Raw genomic sequence first — 15,641 nt, forward strand, 5'->3', positions numbered from 1 at the left:
TCTATTTCCTGGCAAAGCCGACGGAGAGGATGGAATGGTTGCGGGTGTCGCGTTCGACGACCAGCCATTGCCGGCAGCCGGTCACATGTTGCCAGAACTCGCTATGTGGCCCGGGCGGGTTTTTGCGTACATAAACATAACGGTACCAGGACTCCGGGTCCGGATCGTCATGACGCGGACGCATAACCGAAGCGTCGCCGCCATAGCGGAACTCGTCATGATCGCGCGGGCCGCAGCACGGACATTCGATGCGAAGCATTCGTCTTGCTCCTATTGCAGCCAGGCCGCGGGGCCGGCTCCAGCCTCGTCGAGCGTGTGGCCGGTACGGAAACGGTCGAGCCCATAGGCGGCGATCAATGGATGCGGCTTGCCGGTTGCCAGCGTGTGCGCAAAACACCAGCCAGAAGCCGGTGTCGCCTTGAAGCCGCCATAGCACCACCCACCGTTGAGATAGAGCCCATCGATCGGCGTCGGGCAGATGATCGGGCTGGCGTCGGGCGTCATGTCCATGACACCGCCCCAATGGCGCAGCAGCCTGACGCGCGAGATGCAGGGCATCAGCGCGATCGCGGCCTCGGCCACCTCGCGCACGATGCCGAGATTGCCGCGCTGGGCGTAGGAATTGTAGCCGTCGAGATTGCCGCCGAAGACAAGCCCACCCTTGTCGGACTGGCTGACATAGAAATGATCGGCGCCGTAGGCGACGACATGGTCGACCAGCGGCTTCAGCGGTTCGGTGACGAAAGCCTGGAGCACGTGGCTTTCGATCGGCAGTTCCAGGCCGGCCTTCTGTCCGAGCACTGAGGTGTGGCCGGCGACTGCCAACCCGACCTTGCCGGCGCCGATGCGGCCCTTGCTCGTCTCCACGCCGACGATCCTGTCGCCATCGCGGACGAAGCCGGTCACCTCGCAGTTCTGGATGATGTCGACGCCATGGCCGTCCGCGGCGCGCGCATAACCCCAGGCGACGGCATCGTGGCGGGCGGTGCCGGCGCGGCCCTGCAGGATCGCGCCATGGATCGGAAACCGCGCTGTGTCGGAGAAATCGAGATAGGGCACGAGCCGCCGCACTTCGTCACGATCCAGGATGTCAGCGTCGATGCCGTTAAGCCGCATGACGTTGGCGCGATGGCTGAACGTGTCGAGCTGATCCGCCGAATGGGCGGTGACGATCTGGCCGCGCTGCGAAAACATGACGTTGAAATTCAGCGCCTGCGACAGGCCTTCCCATAGCTTGACCGAGAATTCGTAGAATTGGGTGTTCCCGTCGAGCAGATAATTGGAGCGGATCACCGTGGTGTTGCGGCCGACATTGCCGCCGCCGATATAGCCCTTTTCCAGCACGGCGACATTGCGGATGCCGTGGTTCTCGGCGAGATAGAAGGCGGTGGCCAGCCCATGTCCGCCACCGCCCACGATGATCACATCGTAAGCCGGCTTCGGCTCTGCCGCGCGCCACGCGCGCTGCCAGTTCTTCTGGCCGGACAGGCCGTTACGGAAAATCGAGAACGCCGAATAGCGCGACATGTTCATGGTCTAGCGGACGATCGGGCCGGCCGGAGTGCGGGTCAGCACTTCAGCGCCCGCGTCGGTCAGCAGCACGGTGTTTGAGATGAAATGGTCGCCGCGGCCGGTGCCCATCAGCCAGGAAAGGATATGGAAGCTCATCCCCGTCTCGATCTCGAGATCGGAATCATGCCTCAGGCCGGTCACCGAGTTGCCGCCGGTCCAGGATGGCGGCTGGCCGATGCCGACCAGGTAGCCGCAATGGTGGCGGCGATAATGCGAGAGACCTGCTTCGTCTGCGGCGCCCTGCCAGGCACCGTAGACGTCGCGCGCCCTGACGCCAGGCTTGAGCGCCTTGACGACGGCATCGAATGCCTTGGCTGTGACCTCGGCCATCGCCGCGTCTTCATCCTTGATGCTGCCGATGCGGATCAGCCGGCCGAGCGGCGCGTGATAGCGCGAGATGCAGCCGGACAGTTCGACGAAGACCGGCTCGCCGGCGCGGTAGATGCCGTCGCCCCAGGTCGTATGCTCTTCGCCAAGCCTGGCGGCGGGACGGATGAACGGGCCGAAGCCGGGCGCGTGGCCGCCGGCGCGGATCATCGCCGCCACGCATTGGGCAGCGACCTCCTGCTCGGCAGCCCCGTCGGAAATCGCTGCGATTGCTGCACCGGCAGCGGCATCCGTAACCTTTGCAGCGCGGCGCATCAGCGCCTGCTCCTCGGCACTCTTCACCAGCCGCATCCTGTCGACCAGCCCGGAGACATCGCTCCATTTGGCGTTGGCCTGCGCCTCGAGCTTCAGGGCGAGGCCGTGGCTGAGGCCCGACGTCCAGTGCTCGAGACCGATGCGCTTGCCCGTCAGGCCAAGCTCGGCAAGGACACGCGCGGCAAGGTCGGCGGCCGTCTCGCTGTCGGAATGGCCGCGGAAATCCGCCGCCTTCACTTGGTTCTCGATCGTCACCTTTTCCATCGACCGCGTGACTAGAACCGGTCGACCGCCGAGCGGGATGATCAGGAAGTGTGGCGCGAAGTAGCCCCAATGGTCGAGGCCCGTGAGGTAGAAGATGTTTTCCGGCGCAGAGAAGATAGCTGCATCAAGCCCGCGCTCTGCCAGCGCAGTGCAGACCTTCGACAGGCGGCCGGCGATTTCTGCTTCGGAAAAGGGATTGCGGTCCATTGGGTATCCTTGAAGTTACCGGCTGTCGGGTGGTGGTCAGTCAATGACGATGAGATCGCGGGCCACGTCGCAAAGCCGTTCGCCGCCGGCTTCGGTAACGACGAAGGATTCGGAAATGGCGACGCCGAAATCGTCGAGCCAGACGCCGGCCATGAAGTGGAAGCACATGCCGGGCTGCAGCTCGGTCTTGTCGCCAGGCCTGAGGCTTGCGGTGCGTTCGCCCCAATCCGGCGGATAGGCGAGGCCGACGGGATAGCCGACGCGGCTTTCCTTCTTCAGTCCGTTTCTGCGCAGCACCGCCTGCCATGCGGCCTCGACCTGTTCACAGGTGTTGCCGGGCCGTGCCAGATCGAGACCGGCATCGACGCCTTCGACGATCACCTTGGCCATGTCGGAGAGGGCGGTCGGCGGCTTGCCGAAATGCACGGTCCGGGTCAGCGCCGCGTGGTAGCGCCGCCGCACGCCGGCGATCTCGATGATGGCCAGCCCGCTGTCGGGAAGTGGCGCGTCCGACCAGGTCAGGTGCGGTGTGCTCGTGCCTTCGCCGACCGGCATCAGCGGACAGATCGCGGCGTAGTCGCCGCCGGCGCCCGGCACGCCCATGATCTGCGCATGATAGATTTCGGCAATCACGTGGTTCTGCGGCACGCCCGGGCGCATCTTTTCGATGGCGCGGTTCATGGCATTGCTGCAGATCGCGCCGGCCTGGCGGATCAACGCCAGTTCGGTGTCCGATTTCACCAGCCGGGCCCAGTTGACCAGGTCGTGGTTGTTGGCGAGGTTCGCTTCGGGCAGGCCGCCGACGAGATGGGCATGGCAGCGCGCCGTGTAATAGTGCGCATCCATTTCCACGCCGATCCGCGCCCGTCCCCAACCGCGTGTCCGGATCAGACCGGAGAGCTCGTCATAGGGATGCTCGACGGGCTGCTGAACCAGCCGCTCCGAGAACGAAACGATGTTTTCTTCAGGCAGGCCGGTGGTCATGCAGGCGCTCTTGGCATCCTGCGCCCTGCCGAACCAGATCGGCCGATCTTCCTCCAGATGGACGAGCACGCACTGCGGCACGTAGAAGGACCACCCATCATAGCCGGTCAGCCAGCACATATTTGCCGGGTCCTGGCAGATGATGAGATCGAAGCCAGCCCTTTCCATGCGCCGCTTCACGCCTGTCAGGCGCCGTGCATATTCTGCCTTTGTGAAGCTGGCTGAGCCGCTCAAACCCGTTTCCCCTGACCGCCGCGTCAATTCGAGAAAAATAGCATAATTGTGCACAACTATCGGCTATTCGATCGTACACTCGATCCGAATGTGCGGATTTTTCAGGATTCGTACAGCGTGTCTTGCGATATGTCTAGATCAGTTGTATACGTCTTACACGCTCGCTGCGACGGAGGAGAAACGTCGTCCGAGCCAAGGCAATCGTCAAAAAGAAAAGGGGAATGCATGCTCATGTCACAGATATCTCGCCGCACGGTTGTGAAGGTGGCCGCCGGCTTTGCGCTCGCCGCGACCGCATTCACGGCGTTGCCGGCCCATGCGGAGACGACCCTCGAGCGGGCCAAGAAGGACGGCTACATCCGTGTCGGCTTCGCCAACGAGGCGCCGTTTGGTTTTGCGACGCCCGACGGCAAATTGACCGGTGAAGCGCCTGAAGTCGCCAAGGCGGTGCTTGCCAAGATGGGTATTGCGCAGGTCGACGGCGTGCTGACCGAATTCGGCTCGCTCATCCCAGGCCTGAAGGCCGGGCGCTTCGACATCATCGCCGCCGGCATGTTCATCAATCCGAAGCGGTGCGCCGAGATCAATTTCTCCGAACCGTCCTACGGTATCGGCCAGGCCATGTTGGTGACCAAGGGCAATCCGAAGGGCATAAAGGATTATTCGAGCATCAAGGATAATCCGGACCTCAAGCTCGCCGTGATGGCGGGCGCGGTCGAGGGCGGATACGCCAAGGATGCAGGTGTCGCGGCGGGGCAGATCGTCGCCTTGCCCGACCAGTCCAGTCTCGTCGCCGCCGTCCAGGCAGGGCGCGCCGACGCCGCCGCGCTTACCGCATTGTCGATCGCCGATATGGCCAAGAAGGCCGATGGCGTCGAATCGACCAAGCCCTTCGGCGAGGTTGCCGGCAAGTCGGTGAAGGGGCATGGCGGCTTCGGCTTCCGCAAGGAAGACACCGATCTGCAGGAAGCGTTCAATGCCGAACTGAAGAAATTCATCGGCTCGCCGGAACACATTGCGCTGGTCGAACCGCTCGGCTTCGGCAAGGACTATCTGCCCAATAAGACAACCGCGCAGCTCTGCAAGGGCGAATAAGTTCCCAACTGCTGGGCGGTGTGAGAGCGCCGCCCCCTTTTTTCCTCGGAGAAGCAGATGGGTATCCGCACGCTCGTTGGCATGCTGGTCGTCTCGCTGGCCCTGATCGCCGTGCTGGCCACGCAGGCAACATACAGCCTGTTCCTGCCGGGACTGCTGCAGGGCGCCGCCTTGACGATCGAGATCGCAGTCCTAGGCAGCCTACTGGCGGTCGTCATGGGCGTGCTCGCCGCGTTGGCACGCATGTATGGTCCGGCGCCGCTCAGATGGCTGGCGACGGTCTATGTCGAGATCTTTCGTGGCACCTCGGCGCTGGTGCAGTTGTTCTGGCTGTTTTTCGTGCTGCCGCAATTCGGCGTCACGCTCGACGCATTTCCCGTTGCCGTTCTGGCGCTTGGCCTGAATGTCGGGGCCTACGGATCCGAATGCGTGCGCGGTGCCATCCAGTCGGTCGCGCGCGGCCAGTGGGAAGCGGGAACGGCGCTCAACATGAGCCGTGCGCAGATGCTGCGCCGGATCATCCTGCCGCAAGCCTTCATCGCCATGATCCCGCCCTGGGGCAATTTGTTCATCGAGCTGCTGAAGTCGACCGCGCTGGTGTCGCTGATCACACTGTCCGACCTCGCCTTCAAGGCGCAGCAGATGAACCAGAACACGTTCAAGACCATTCCGATCTTCACGCTGGTGCTGCTGATGTATCTCGCCATGTCGCTCACCGTCTCCATCGGCATGCGGCTTCTCGAAAGGCGAGCCTCGCTCGGCCTGGCACGAGGAAAGGCAGCATGATCTGGGATTGGAGTTTTGCCCTCGAGATCCTGCCGGTGCTGGCCCGCGCCGCCGTCATCTCCATAGAGGCGACGCTGCTTGGTTTCGCCATCGCGGCCTCGCTCGGCCTGATCCTGGCGGTGATCCGCATCGCCGTGCCGTGGACAGGCTGGACGATCTCGGTGCTGGTCGAACTGATCCGCTCGACGCCACTGCTCATCCAGATCTTCTTTGTTTATTTCGTCTTTCCGAAATTCGGCCTTGTGCTCGACGCGTTCACGGCCGGTGTTCTGGCGATTGGCATCCACTATGCCGCCTACTGCTCGGAGGTCTATCGAGCGGGCTTCGACAATATCCATCGAGGCCAATGGGAAGCCTCGATCGCGCTCAATCTCTCGTCCTGGACGACCTTTCGCGACATCATCATTCCGCAGGCCATCCCGCCGATCGTGCCGGCACTCGGCAACTATCTCGTCGCGCTGTTCAAGGAGACGCCGCTGCTTTCGGCCATCGCCGTGCTGGAACTCATGCAGACAGCCAAGATCATCGGCTCCGAGACATTCCGCTACACCGAACCTATCACACTGGTCGGCCTGTTCTTCCTCGCGATGAGCCTGGTTTCGGCCGCGCTTATTCGTGCCCTTGAACGCCTGCTCAACCGGAGGAACGCGCGATGACGGAACAACCGATGGTCCGCTTCGACAATGTTTCCAAACGCTACGGCGCGTTGACTGTTCTCGACGGCCTGAACCTCGAAATCGCGCGCGGCGAGAAGGTTTCCGTCATCGGTCCGTCCGGTTCCGGCAAGACCACCGTGCTGCGCATGCTGATGACGCTGGAGACGATCAATGACGGCGTCATCTGGGTCGAGGGCGAGCCGCTGACGCATATGCAGCAGAATGGAAAGCTGGTGCCTGCCAACCTTGCTCACATCCGCCGCATCCGGGCGAAGATCGGCATGGTCTTCCAGTCCTTCAATCTGTTTCCGCACATGACGGCGATGGCCAACTGCATCGAGGCGCCGATAACCGTGCTTGGCATGAAGCGGGCCGATGCCGAGGCGAGGGCGGCCGAGCTTCTCGACATGGTCGGGTTGTCACAGAAGAAGGACCACTATCCTTCCCAGCTCTCCGGCGGCCAGCAACAGCGCGTCGCCATCGCCAGGGCGCTGGCGATGCGGCCCAAGATCATGCTGTTCGACGAGGTGACCTCCGCGCTCGACCCGGAACTTGTCGGCGAAGTGCTGCAAGTGATAAGGCAAATCGGCCGCGAGCATGATTTGACGATGCTTATGGTCACGCACCAGATGGGCTTCGCCAAGGAATTTTCCGATCGCGTCTGCTTCTTCTACCAGGGCAAGATATGCGAGCAGGGACCGCCAGGCGAGCTGTTCGGTGCCCCTAAGAACGAGCGGACGCGGCAGTTCCTGCACGCTGTCCTGGAGGCTGGATGACGCTGGAGACGGATGCCTCGGCCACCACCGCGATCGTAGACGCGCCACGACCGCTTTCGGCGCGGGAACGGTTCGAGCGTATCTACCGGATCCTGCGTGATCGCATCTGCCTGCTCGACTACCCGCCGGGAAGCCGGCTCTCCGAGGAAGAACTCGCGCAGGAATTCGAGATCAGCCGCACGCCGGTCCGCCGCGTGCTGGCGCGCCTCGAATCCGAGGGTCTGGTTCAATCCGTCCACGGCGTCGGCACCATAGTCACCGATGTCGATATCGAGGAATTGCAGCAGGTCTATCACCTGCGTCTGGAACTGGCGCTTTTGGTCGGCAAGCTTTCGCCGATCCCGCGGACGGCCGCCGACCTGGACCGAATCCGGGCACTGATTGCACGCTGTGATTCCGATATGCTCAATCCGGATCAGCGGGCTTTCCTGCAACTGAACATGGATTTCTTCTCTGAACTGACCGCCATGACAGGGAACCAGCCCCTGCGCGAGATCAGCGAGAGACTGTATTTCCAGGTGGCGCGTGTCGTCCTGAAGATGATGCCGCAACTAGGTTTGGTGGAGGAGTTCACGGCCTTCCGGCGCGAAATGGAGGAGGTCCTGGCCGCGGCGGAGATCGGCGACTGGGAGTCGATCGGACACATCAGGCGTGCGCATATCTCAATGAGCTTTCGACGCATGATGCGGCATGGGGGTCATGCCAAAGACACGAACAGCGATCGCTTGGTACGGCAAGAAAAATAGTCCGAGCACTCGCCTGCTCAGGCGATTAACGACTCTTCCTTTGCCGAAGTTCGAACGAACCAACTTGCGCCTTGATGAACCTTTTGACTTTCGCCAATTTGAAGTTTGCCAGGTTTTTTCCTAGCCATCCCAATCCCTACCCCTGACGTGCTTCCCTGTTTTGTCCGCGTCGTCCACGTTATCCGACCCGAAGCGGACAACAGCAGGCGCTTTGGTCGCAGGAACTTGGAAGTCGCAATTCTTGGTGCCTGCGCCGGCTTCTACATTCATTGGATTTGAAATCCGCGAGCCGAGGGGTCACGGTCGTCGACGGAGATGGTGTTGTGGCCGATGACCCGTGCTGACACTCAGTTTGATGCCCTTGAACGAGCCGATGTCGGGTTCCGTCCTCGATGCGGCCCTCGATATGAACGTGGGATTTTGGGGGCAGGCAGGCTTAGCCGTCGAAAAAACGGCAAGCCAAGAAGTCCAATATGACGTTTGAATCGACCCACCAATTGGAAACGATATAAGCTCGACAATTCCTATTTCCATACCACAAACTGCTTTATGTTGTGAGTGTTACGAGCAAATCCTTGTATGCAATATCAACGGTGTCATCGTCCTTGACAGGTATCGTGGAAACGATATTGTTTTGATGCATCGGCGCGACCAACGGCGCATTTTTGCCGTGATCGGCCGGCGGAGGAGCACTGATGAGGGGCCTCAACGGCAAGATTGCCGCAGTGACGGGCGCAGGTTCCGGCATAGGGCAGGCGGCGGCCAAGCGTCTTGCGGAAGAGGGGTGCAAGGTTGCCATACTCGACTGGAACGAGGAGAGCGCAAAGGCAACCGCGCAGCAGATCGCGCAGGCGGGCGGCGAAGCGCTGCCGCTGAAAGCCGACGTGAGCAACGAATCCCAGGTCGAGGCCGCTTTCAAGGCGATCGTCGCCAGGTTTGGCCGCCTCGACATTCTGGTTTCCAATGCCGGGATATTCTCCGGCGAACGCGACGGCAAAGTCGACGGGCTTTCCAAAGCGGTGTGGGACGAGATCGTTGGCGTCAATCTTACTGGCATGTATCTCAGCTGCAAACACGGCGTCGCCGCGATCAAGGCGACGGCCGGAAAGGGTGCGGTGGTGCTGACCGGATCGCCTACCGGCATGTCGGGCTGCACGCCGGCCAATGTCGCCTACGGCTCCAGCAAGGGCGGAGTGCATGGCCTGTCGCGCGTCATGGCTGTCGATCATGCGCCGGAAGGCATCCGGGTGAATGTGGTTGTTCCCGGTTTCACGTTGACCCCGATCGTACGGGAACTTGTTGCCGACCCTAAAGTCTATGAATGGCAGATACAGAACATCCCATTGAAGCGTGGCGCCGAGCCCGAAGAGATCGCAGGCGCTGTGGCGTTCCTGGCTTCCGACGACGCGTCCTATATGACCGGGTCCTTCATGTTCGTCGATGGCGGCCTGACCGCCATCTGACCCGGCTCCATCAGAAGAAGACGTGCAGACCGATAACGATCAAAAGGGAGGAACAATTCACATGGCAATCACAAGGTTCAAGACGACATTGCCGCTCGGCGCGCTGGTGCTGGCGTTCAGCGTGTCAGGCGCATTCGCTGAAGACATCACCATCGGCTTCGTCGCTCATGCGCAGGGCGACCCGTTCGTGCAGCAAATCCAGGATGGCGCGCAGGCCGCCGCCAACGATCTCGGCGTCAAGCTGGTGACAGCGCAACAGGCCGGCGGCGCACCGGAAGGGCAGCTGAAGCTGGTGCAGAATTTCGCCAATTCAGGCGCCCAGGGGATAGCGACGTCGGTGCCTGGCGAATCCATGGCCAAGGGTCTTAACGACACCATCTCGAGCGGCGTGCCGATCGTGCAGTTCAACCTGCTGTCGAAGGCGGTGAATGCACCCTATGTCGGTGAAAAATCGGTCGAGAGCGGCCGCGTTCTCGGCCGCATGGTGCTGGACAAGATCGGCGGCGAAAGCGCCAAGGGAACGGTCATCATCGGCAACTGCTTCCCCGGTTTCCCGGTTCTGGAAAATCGCGCCAAGGGTGTCGAGGAATCGCTCGCCAAAGCCTCCGGCATCAAGGTGCTGGGACCTTTCGATGTCAAAGTTTCGGCGGTCGACAACTACAATCATTGGGAACAGCTCTATAGCGCAAATCCTGACGCGGTGGCCTTGATCGGCCTTTGCGCGCCGGACGTGACCAGCCTCGGCAAGCTCAACGCCGCCAATGGCGACAAGTTCGTGGCCGGCGGCTACGATCTGACGGAACTGAACCTCAAGGCCGTCAAGGAAGGCCACGCTTACGTGACCATCGGCCAAAGCGCCTTCGTGCAGGGCTATCTGCCGGTCGCGCTGCTGGTCAATGCGATCAAGGGCGGCAAGAAACTGGATCCAGGCTTCTACAATGCCGGTTCGCAGATCGTGACCGCCGACAAGGTCGACATGGGCAACGGGCTGACGCCGATCTCTTTCGATGAGGCACAGAAGCTGGCGGCCGATCCGAAAGCGACCGCAGCCTATTACAAGTCCTGGACGCAGACGCTCACGGCCGACATGCTGTCGGCGACGCCGAAGCCGATTTCCGCGGAATCCGAATAAGCACCGCATCGTTTGAATGAAAGCGGGGTGGCGGAAGCCGCCCCCGATTCTGTCTGGGTCCCTTGCAAAGCACAGATGTCCGACCGGCCCATCATATCCGTGCACAACCTCGCCAAGCATTATGGCGGCGTCATTGCGCTCGACGATATGAGCCTGGCGGTGGAACGCGGCACCATCCACGCCGTGGTCGGTGAGAACGGCGCCGGCAAGTCGACCCTCATGAAGGTGCTGGCCGGTGTCGTCAGACCGGACAGCGGAACCATAGAACTTGACGGCACCACTGTCGCCATCGACGGACCGAACGCCGCACGCCAGCACGGCATTGGCATGGTGTACCAGGAGCTCAGCCTCTTTCCGGAGCGCTCGGTTCTGGCCAATTTGTTCGTCAACCGCGAGCCGGTGCGCCGCGGCCTCATCTCCAACACGGTTATGGAGGAACGATGCCGGCCGCTTCTTGACGAATTGGGGCTTCATGTCGACGTGAGGGCACCGGTCAACCGTCTGAGCATAGGTGAACGGCAGCTTGTCGAACTGTGCCGGGTGCTCCTTGAAAATCCCCGCCTGCTCATCCTGGACGAACCGAATTCGGCTTTGAACCAGCGCGAGACCGAGAAGCTGTTTGCGGTGCTGAAACGCATCCGCGAGCGCGGCATCACCATGATTTACGTTTCGCACCGGCTGGAAGAGGTTTTTTCAATCTGCGACCGCATCACCATAACCCGCAACGGTCGCGATGTGCTGACCGGGGATCGTTCAGCGCTTACCATTCCAGAAGTCATCGAAGGCATGATCGGACGCCAACGCGAGGCGCTGTTTCCGCCTGCTCTGCCTGCCAGAGCCGGAACTGCGAAAGAGATCGCCGTCAGCGGGCTCGGCGGCGGCAGGCTGCGTCAGATCGATTTCACGGCTCGGTCGGGCGAGGTCGTGGGTTTTGCCGGGCTCGAGGGATCCGGCATTTCAGACCTGTTCGATATCCTGTTTGGACTGCGCAGGGCGCGCAGGGGGGAGGTCCGCTTTCCCGACGGGCGTGGACCGCCAAAAAATCCGACGGATGCGGCCCGCCGCAATGTCTGCCTGGTGCCGGCAGACCGCCGCCGCAACGGTCTGATGCTCGACAAGTCGATCCTGTTCAACATTTCCAACATCGTGGTGGGCGCGCGAGACGACGGCCCGTCGTGGTTCTCGCCAAAAGTCGCCCTGGGCCGCGCTGGCCGGCAGATCGAGGCTTTGCGCATCAAAGGCCGACCGCACGCGCTGACGAATTCGCTGTCGGGCGGTAACCAGCAGAAGGTCGTGATCGGGAAGTGGTTGGAGATAGGTCCGCAAGTCTTTCTGCTGGACGATCCGACGCGCGGCGTCGATGTCGGCGCCAAGCGAGAAATATACGGCCTCATCCGTCAGATGTCCGCCAATGGCGGCATCGTGCTGTTCAGCTCGACCGAATTGCCTGAACTCATCGGTCTCTGCGACCGCATCGTGGTTGTCTATCAGGGGCGGTTGGCAGCCATTGTTTCCTCGGGCGCCATGGACAGCCGTTCCATCCTCCATCTTGTCAACACGGGCGAGATGCCGGGGAGGATTCGAAATCCGCAGCAAGAAACGAACAGGGCATGACCGAAGCCGACCGCACAGAAACAATCGCTCCACGGCTCCAGGACGGTCCGAAGTGGCGCTTTCGTATGCCGGAGGAGATCGGCGTGATTGTCGCGCTTGCCGTCATGATGGCGGTGATCGGCGTTGCCCGGCCGCGTTTCCTCAATCCGATCAACCTGTTTTCGCTGCTCGGCAACACGACGTTTCTTGGCATGCTGGCGATCGGCATGGTGTTTCTGCTGGCGATCCGGGAGATCGACCTTTCGGTCGGCTGGATGTTCAATTTCTCGGCGGTGATTGCAGCGCTTCTGATGGTCGCGGGGTTCGACCCGTGGCTTGCGGCGCTGGCCGGCATCGTGTTCGGGGCCTGTCTCGGGCTCGTCAACGGTCTGATTGCAGTTACGCTGCGTCTGCCGTCGATCATCGTGACGCTTGGCACCTATTCGATGTTCCAGGGGCTGTCGCTGGTGGTCAACCACGGCAGGGCGATCGTACCGTCCGACCAGAGCAGCAGCTTCTTCTGGGTGATTTCCTACAAACTGTTCGGAGTTTTGCCTGTGGCGGCGCTGGTGTTCGTGCTGCTGGCGATTGCAATGCACATTGTGCTTCACCGCACGCGTTTCGGCTACCGTGTGCAAGCGGTCGGCAGCAATCCGGAAGCCGCCACGCATGCCGGCATACCGACGGCCCGGGTGCGCCTTCAGACCTTGGTGCTGATGGGCGCGATATGCGGGCTATCGGGCACAATGTATCTGGGCTTTCGCGGCGCCATCGATCCGAATGAAGGCAGCGACTTCGTCCTGGTTGTCATTGCCGCCGTCATCATCGGCGGCACGCCGCTATCTGGCGGGCACGGCACGATCATCGGCGCGGTGATCGGCATGATGATCATCCAGGTCATCTCGAGCGGGTTGATCTTCTTTGGCATCGATGCGACGTGGAGCACCTTCGTTACCGGAGCGGTGACCGTGCTTGCCGTCTCACTCGACCGATTGATCAAATATCATCGAACGCGACGTGCGGAGCTGCGGCGAGAATCCTTGCACGGTTGAGGGCGCTCGGGCACACGCGATTTTCAATTGGCGTTTCGAGGCTGGCGTCGCTCGGGCAAGTTCCTTGGCTGAGTGCCCAAGAACGAATTAATCGCTGACCGGCCGGCAAGAGCCGCCGAGAATGAGGTGCGTCGGAAAAGAAATCCGTTGCGCTGGCCGATCGGCCTGGCCGCCCAGCCGTTCAAGAAGAAGCAGTGCTGCCGTACGTCCTATCTCCTCGACCGGGCGGTCGATAAGCGTGATAGGGCCGGGATAAAGCATGGCCACATCGGAGCGGTCGCATCCGATAAGGGAAATATCGTTCGGCACCGAAACGCCTTGCTGCTGGAGGGCACGCAACACGCCGACCAGGATACGATTGCCTGCCGCTATGATGGCTGTCGGGCGTTCGCGCATCTGGAGCAGGGCAGTGGCTTCGCGGAAACCGAAATCCGCCGACAGGCTTTGCGAACGGATCAGATGCTCAGGCACGGCCAGCCCGCTTTTCTGGAACGCCTCGACGAATCCGCGGACGCGCTCGCGTCCTGGCCTTATGTCCTTGCCCGCCGTGATGATGGCGATGCGGCGATGACCGAGCTCGATCAAATAGCCGGTCGCCTGCCTCAAGCCCGTCGCGTGCTCGGTCAGCACCGCGTCGATCTCCAGCGGTATGTCGCGGTCGAGAAGCACGGAAGGCACGCGCAATTCCTTGAGCCGCTTGATGGTGCGCGGATCCTGTTCGTTGTTGATCGTCAGTATCATGCCGTCCGCGCGGCCGTGCTGGAGCATGTCGATGGCCGCGGCTTCGTCCGATGCCCGTCCGTTGGTGCTCATGAGGTAAAGGGAGAAGCCGCGCTCGCGCATCTGCGAGTCGACCGCCTTGAAACAGCTCGCATGCCATGGATTGGCGATATCATCGATGACGAAGCCCACCGTCATCGTGTTGCGGCGGCGCATATTCTGCGCGCGCGAATCCGGTTGGAAACCAAGGGAATGGATCGCGGCACGTACCTTGCCGAGGGTTCCCGGCCGCACGGTATCAGGAGCATTCAGGCTGCGTGAAACGGTTCCGACAGAAACGCCGGAGACACGCGCCACGTCCCGAATTGTCGCCGGCTTGTCGATCCCTTTTCTCACCGAGCCCCCGTCAATACCGGTCGAACCAGACAACCATTTAACTGCCCAGTCTTGTTATAGAACTGCATAGTAGCGCGACGGTGACTTTGACGACAAGCGGGAAGCTCGTGCTTTGCGCTTGACCTCCGAAAGCCAAGCCCTTATTTTTGGAAACGTTTCGAAAAACGAGCGTTTCAATGTCAAGCTCCCTCAAAATAGAACGCATAGAATGCATTCCGCTCTGCATGCCGCTGCCACGTACCTTCAGGGGCAGCAACTATTTCATGACGCACCGCTGCACAATCATCACACGCGTCTACACCTCCGAGGGAATCATCGGCGAGGTCTACAACGGCGATGAGTTCGAAACCCAGGCGGAAGTTGTCAAGATCATCCTGGATGAGATCCAGCCGCTGTTGGTCGGCAAGGATGCCTTCAATATCGAAGGATGCTGGGAGGCGATGCGCAAGCCGAGCTACAATATCCTGCGCGACCGCAAACTCGCCATGTGCGCGCAGGCCTGCGTCGACAGTGCGTTGTGGGACGCTGTCGGCAAGGCGCTCGACACCCCTCTCTACAAGCTGTGGGGCGGCTATCGCGATGCGTTGCCGGTCATTTGCATTGCCGGATACTATGAGGAAAACAAGACTCTGGCGGATTTCGGCCGCGAGATGGAGCAGATACGCGCCGACGGATACGGCGGCTGCAAGTTCAAGGTGGGCGGACGGACGCCGAAGGAAGACGCCGAGCGCGTGCGCACGGCGCGCCAAGCCGCGGGCGACGATTTCGCGCTTCTTGTGGACGCAAACCAAGGCTGGAGCCTGCGCGACGCGGTTGCGTTTTCGCGTTACGTGTCCGACCTCAACATCCGCTGGTTCGAGGAACCGGTCCGCTGGTACAACGACCGGCTCGACCTCGCTGCGGCGCGTAGCCAGACCGGTATTGCGATTGCGGCCGGGCAAAGCGAGATCAGCCGCGCCGGTTGCCGAGACCTGATGATGGCCGGGGCGATCGACGTCTGCAATTTCGATGCGAGCTGGGGTGGCGGGCCGACCGAATGGCGCCGGGTCGCGGCCTTGGCGTCATGCTTCGCGGTGGAGATGGGGCATCACGAGGAGCCGCAGATTTCCGCGCACCTTCTGGCCTCGATATCCAACGGGACGTATTTGGAAACGTTTCATCCCGATCGCGATCCAATGTTCTATGCACTTGTGGCGAACCGGTCGAAATTCGACAATGGCGTCTACAAAGTGCCGCAGGGCGCCGGTTTCGGGCTTGTCCTCGACCAGAAGACGATCGGCAAATATAGACTCTGAGCCCGTTCAGCTCCTGTCGATGACTGAA

The 15,641-nt window shown here is 61.5% G+C and carries 15 protein-coding genes; 10 read left to right on the forward strand and 5 right to left on the reverse strand.

Going from position 1 to position 15,641, the window contains the following annotated elements; genetic code table 11:
* Position 1 precedes the first annotated feature (1 nt).
* From FJ430_RS13470 to FJ430_RS13485, 4 genes are read right to left on the reverse strand one after another with little or no spacing between them, the layout of a single operon-like run.
* A complete protein-coding gene (locus tag FJ430_RS13470) occupies positions 2-259 on the reverse strand; it encodes a sarcosine oxidase subunit delta (RefSeq protein WP_140640525.1) in 258 nt (85 codons plus the stop codon).
* A gap of 11 nt (positions 260-270) precedes the next feature.
* Entirely contained in the window at positions 271-1,527 is a 1,257-nt protein-coding gene (locus tag FJ430_RS13475; protein ID WP_140710422.1) for a sarcosine oxidase subunit beta family protein, read from the reverse strand.
* Between the two features lie 9 nt (positions 1,528-1,536).
* Positions 1,537-2,685 carry a M24 family metallopeptidase gene (locus FJ430_RS13480; RefSeq protein WP_140710424.1) on the reverse strand — a complete coding sequence of 383 codons (1,149 nt, stop codon included), beginning with the start codon at positions 2,683-2,685 and terminating at the stop codon, positions 1,537-1,539.
* A gap of 36 nt (positions 2,686-2,721) precedes the next feature.
* Positions 2,722-3,903 (reverse strand): M24 family metallopeptidase, encoded by a 1,182-nt coding sequence (locus FJ430_RS13485; RefSeq protein WP_140710426.1) that lies wholly within the window; start codon positions 3,901-3,903, stop codon positions 2,722-2,724.
* Positions 3,904-4,134: 231 nt separating this feature from the next.
* On the opposite strand from FJ430_RS13485, the gene ehuB reads away from it, so the two are divergent.
* From ehuB to FJ430_RS13530, 9 genes are all read left to right on the forward strand, one after another.
* Positions 4,135-4,998, forward strand: a complete 864-nt coding sequence (gene ehuB / locus FJ430_RS13490) for an ectoine/hydroxyectoine ABC transporter substrate-binding protein EhuB (protein ID WP_226892181.1) — start codon at positions 4,135-4,137, stop codon at positions 4,996-4,998.
* Positions 4,999-5,055: 57 nt separating this feature from the next.
* Positions 5,056-5,784 (forward strand): ectoine/hydroxyectoine ABC transporter permease subunit EhuC, encoded by a 729-nt coding sequence (gene ehuC, locus FJ430_RS13495; RefSeq protein WP_140652706.1) that lies wholly within the window; start codon positions 5,056-5,058, stop codon positions 5,782-5,784.
* On the forward strand, positions 5,781-6,440 hold the full coding sequence (gene ehuD, locus FJ430_RS13500) for an ectoine/hydroxyectoine ABC transporter permease subunit EhuD (RefSeq protein ID WP_140640513.1): 660 nt from the start codon (positions 5,781-5,783) through the stop codon (positions 6,438-6,440). The genes ehuC and ehuD overlap by 4 nt, the downstream gene beginning before the upstream one ends.
* Complete coding sequence (gene ehuA / locus FJ430_RS13505) at positions 6,437-7,216, forward strand: ectoine/hydroxyectoine ABC transporter ATP-binding protein EhuA (RefSeq protein WP_140640511.1); 780 nt, start codon at positions 6,437-6,439, stop codon at positions 7,214-7,216. Before ehuD ends, ehuA begins: the two co-directional genes overlap by 4 nt.
* Positions 7,213-7,962, forward strand: a complete 750-nt coding sequence (locus FJ430_RS13510) for a GntR family transcriptional regulator (RefSeq protein ID WP_140640509.1) — start codon at positions 7,213-7,215, stop codon at positions 7,960-7,962. The genes ehuA and FJ430_RS13510 overlap by 4 nt, the downstream gene beginning before the upstream one ends.
* A 695-nt stretch (positions 7,963-8,657) precedes the next feature.
* On the forward strand, positions 8,658-9,425 hold the full coding sequence (locus FJ430_RS13515; RefSeq protein ID WP_140640507.1) for an SDR family NAD(P)-dependent oxidoreductase: 768 nt from the start codon (positions 8,658-8,660) through the stop codon (positions 9,423-9,425).
* Between the two features lie 61 nt (positions 9,426-9,486).
* Positions 9,487-10,557, forward strand: coding sequence for a sugar ABC transporter substrate-binding protein (locus tag FJ430_RS13520; protein ID WP_140710428.1), 1,071 nt, complete (start codon positions 9,487-9,489; stop codon positions 10,555-10,557).
* Positions 10,558-10,632: 75 nt separating this feature from the next.
* Positions 10,633-12,171, forward strand: a complete 1,539-nt coding sequence (locus tag FJ430_RS13525) for a sugar ABC transporter ATP-binding protein (RefSeq protein WP_140710430.1) — start codon at positions 10,633-10,635, stop codon at positions 12,169-12,171.
* A complete protein-coding gene (locus FJ430_RS13530) occupies positions 12,168-13,202 on the forward strand; it encodes an ABC transporter permease (protein ID WP_140640501.1) in 1,035 nt (344 codons plus the stop codon). The genes FJ430_RS13525 and FJ430_RS13530 overlap by 4 nt, the downstream gene beginning before the upstream one ends.
* Before the next feature lie 87 nt (positions 13,203-13,289).
* On the opposite strand, the gene FJ430_RS13535 is transcribed toward FJ430_RS13530, so the two are convergent.
* A complete protein-coding gene (locus FJ430_RS13535; RefSeq protein ID WP_140640499.1) occupies positions 13,290-14,351 on the reverse strand; it encodes a LacI family DNA-binding transcriptional regulator in 1,062 nt (353 codons plus the stop codon).
* Between the two features lie 191 nt (positions 14,352-14,542).
* Here FJ430_RS13535 and FJ430_RS13540 point away from each other — a divergent pair, with 191 nt between their 5' ends.
* On the forward strand, positions 14,543-15,613 hold the full coding sequence (locus tag FJ430_RS13540) for a mandelate racemase/muconate lactonizing enzyme family protein (protein WP_226892182.1): 1,071 nt from the start codon (positions 14,543-14,545) through the stop codon (positions 15,611-15,613).
* The last annotated feature ends 28 nt before the right edge of the window (positions 15,614-15,641 follow it).

The organism is Mesorhizobium sp. B2-8-5 (genome assembly GCF_006440675.2).
GTDB lineage: Bacteria > Pseudomonadota > Alphaproteobacteria > Rhizobiales > Rhizobiaceae > Mesorhizobium.

Excerpts from the sequence above, each read along its gene's own strand:
- FJ430_RS13470 (WP_140640525.1), bottom strand. The coding sequence starts at position 259 with ATGCTTCGCATCGAATGTCCGTGCTGCGGCCCGCGCGATCATGACGAG.
- FJ430_RS13475 (WP_140710422.1), bottom strand. The coding sequence starts at position 1,527 with ATGTCGCGCTATTCGGCGTTCTCGATTTTCCGTAACGGCCTGTCCGGC.
- FJ430_RS13480 (WP_140710424.1), bottom strand. The coding sequence starts at position 2,685 with ATGGACCGCAATCCCTTTTCCGAAGCAGAAATCGCCGGCCGCCTGTCG.
- ehuB (WP_226892181.1), top strand. The coding sequence starts at position 4,135 with ATGTCACAGATATCTCGCCGCACGGTTGTGAAGGTGGCCGCCGGCTTT.
- ehuC (WP_140652706.1), top strand. The coding sequence starts at position 5,056 with ATGGGTATCCGCACGCTCGTTGGCATGCTGGTCGTCTCGCTGGCCCTG.
- ehuD (WP_140640513.1), top strand. The coding sequence starts at position 5,781 with ATGATCTGGGATTGGAGTTTTGCCCTCGAGATCCTGCCGGTGCTGGCC.
- ehuA (WP_140640511.1), top strand. The coding sequence starts at position 6,437 with ATGACGGAACAACCGATGGTCCGCTTCGACAATGTTTCCAAACGCTAC.
- FJ430_RS13510 (WP_140640509.1), top strand. The coding sequence starts at position 7,213 with ATGACGCTGGAGACGGATGCCTCGGCCACCACCGCGATCGTAGACGCG.
- FJ430_RS13515 (WP_140640507.1), top strand. The coding sequence starts at position 8,658 with ATGAGGGGCCTCAACGGCAAGATTGCCGCAGTGACGGGCGCAGGTTCC.
- FJ430_RS13520 (WP_140710428.1), top strand. The coding sequence starts at position 9,487 with ATGGCAATCACAAGGTTCAAGACGACATTGCCGCTCGGCGCGCTGGTG.
- FJ430_RS13525 (WP_140710430.1), top strand. The coding sequence starts at position 10,633 with ATGTCCGACCGGCCCATCATATCCGTGCACAACCTCGCCAAGCATTAT.
- FJ430_RS13530 (WP_140640501.1), top strand. The coding sequence starts at position 12,168 with ATGACCGAAGCCGACCGCACAGAAACAATCGCTCCACGGCTCCAGGAC.
- FJ430_RS13540 (WP_226892182.1), top strand. The coding sequence starts at position 14,543 with ATGCCGCTGCCACGTACCTTCAGGGGCAGCAACTATTTCATGACGCAC.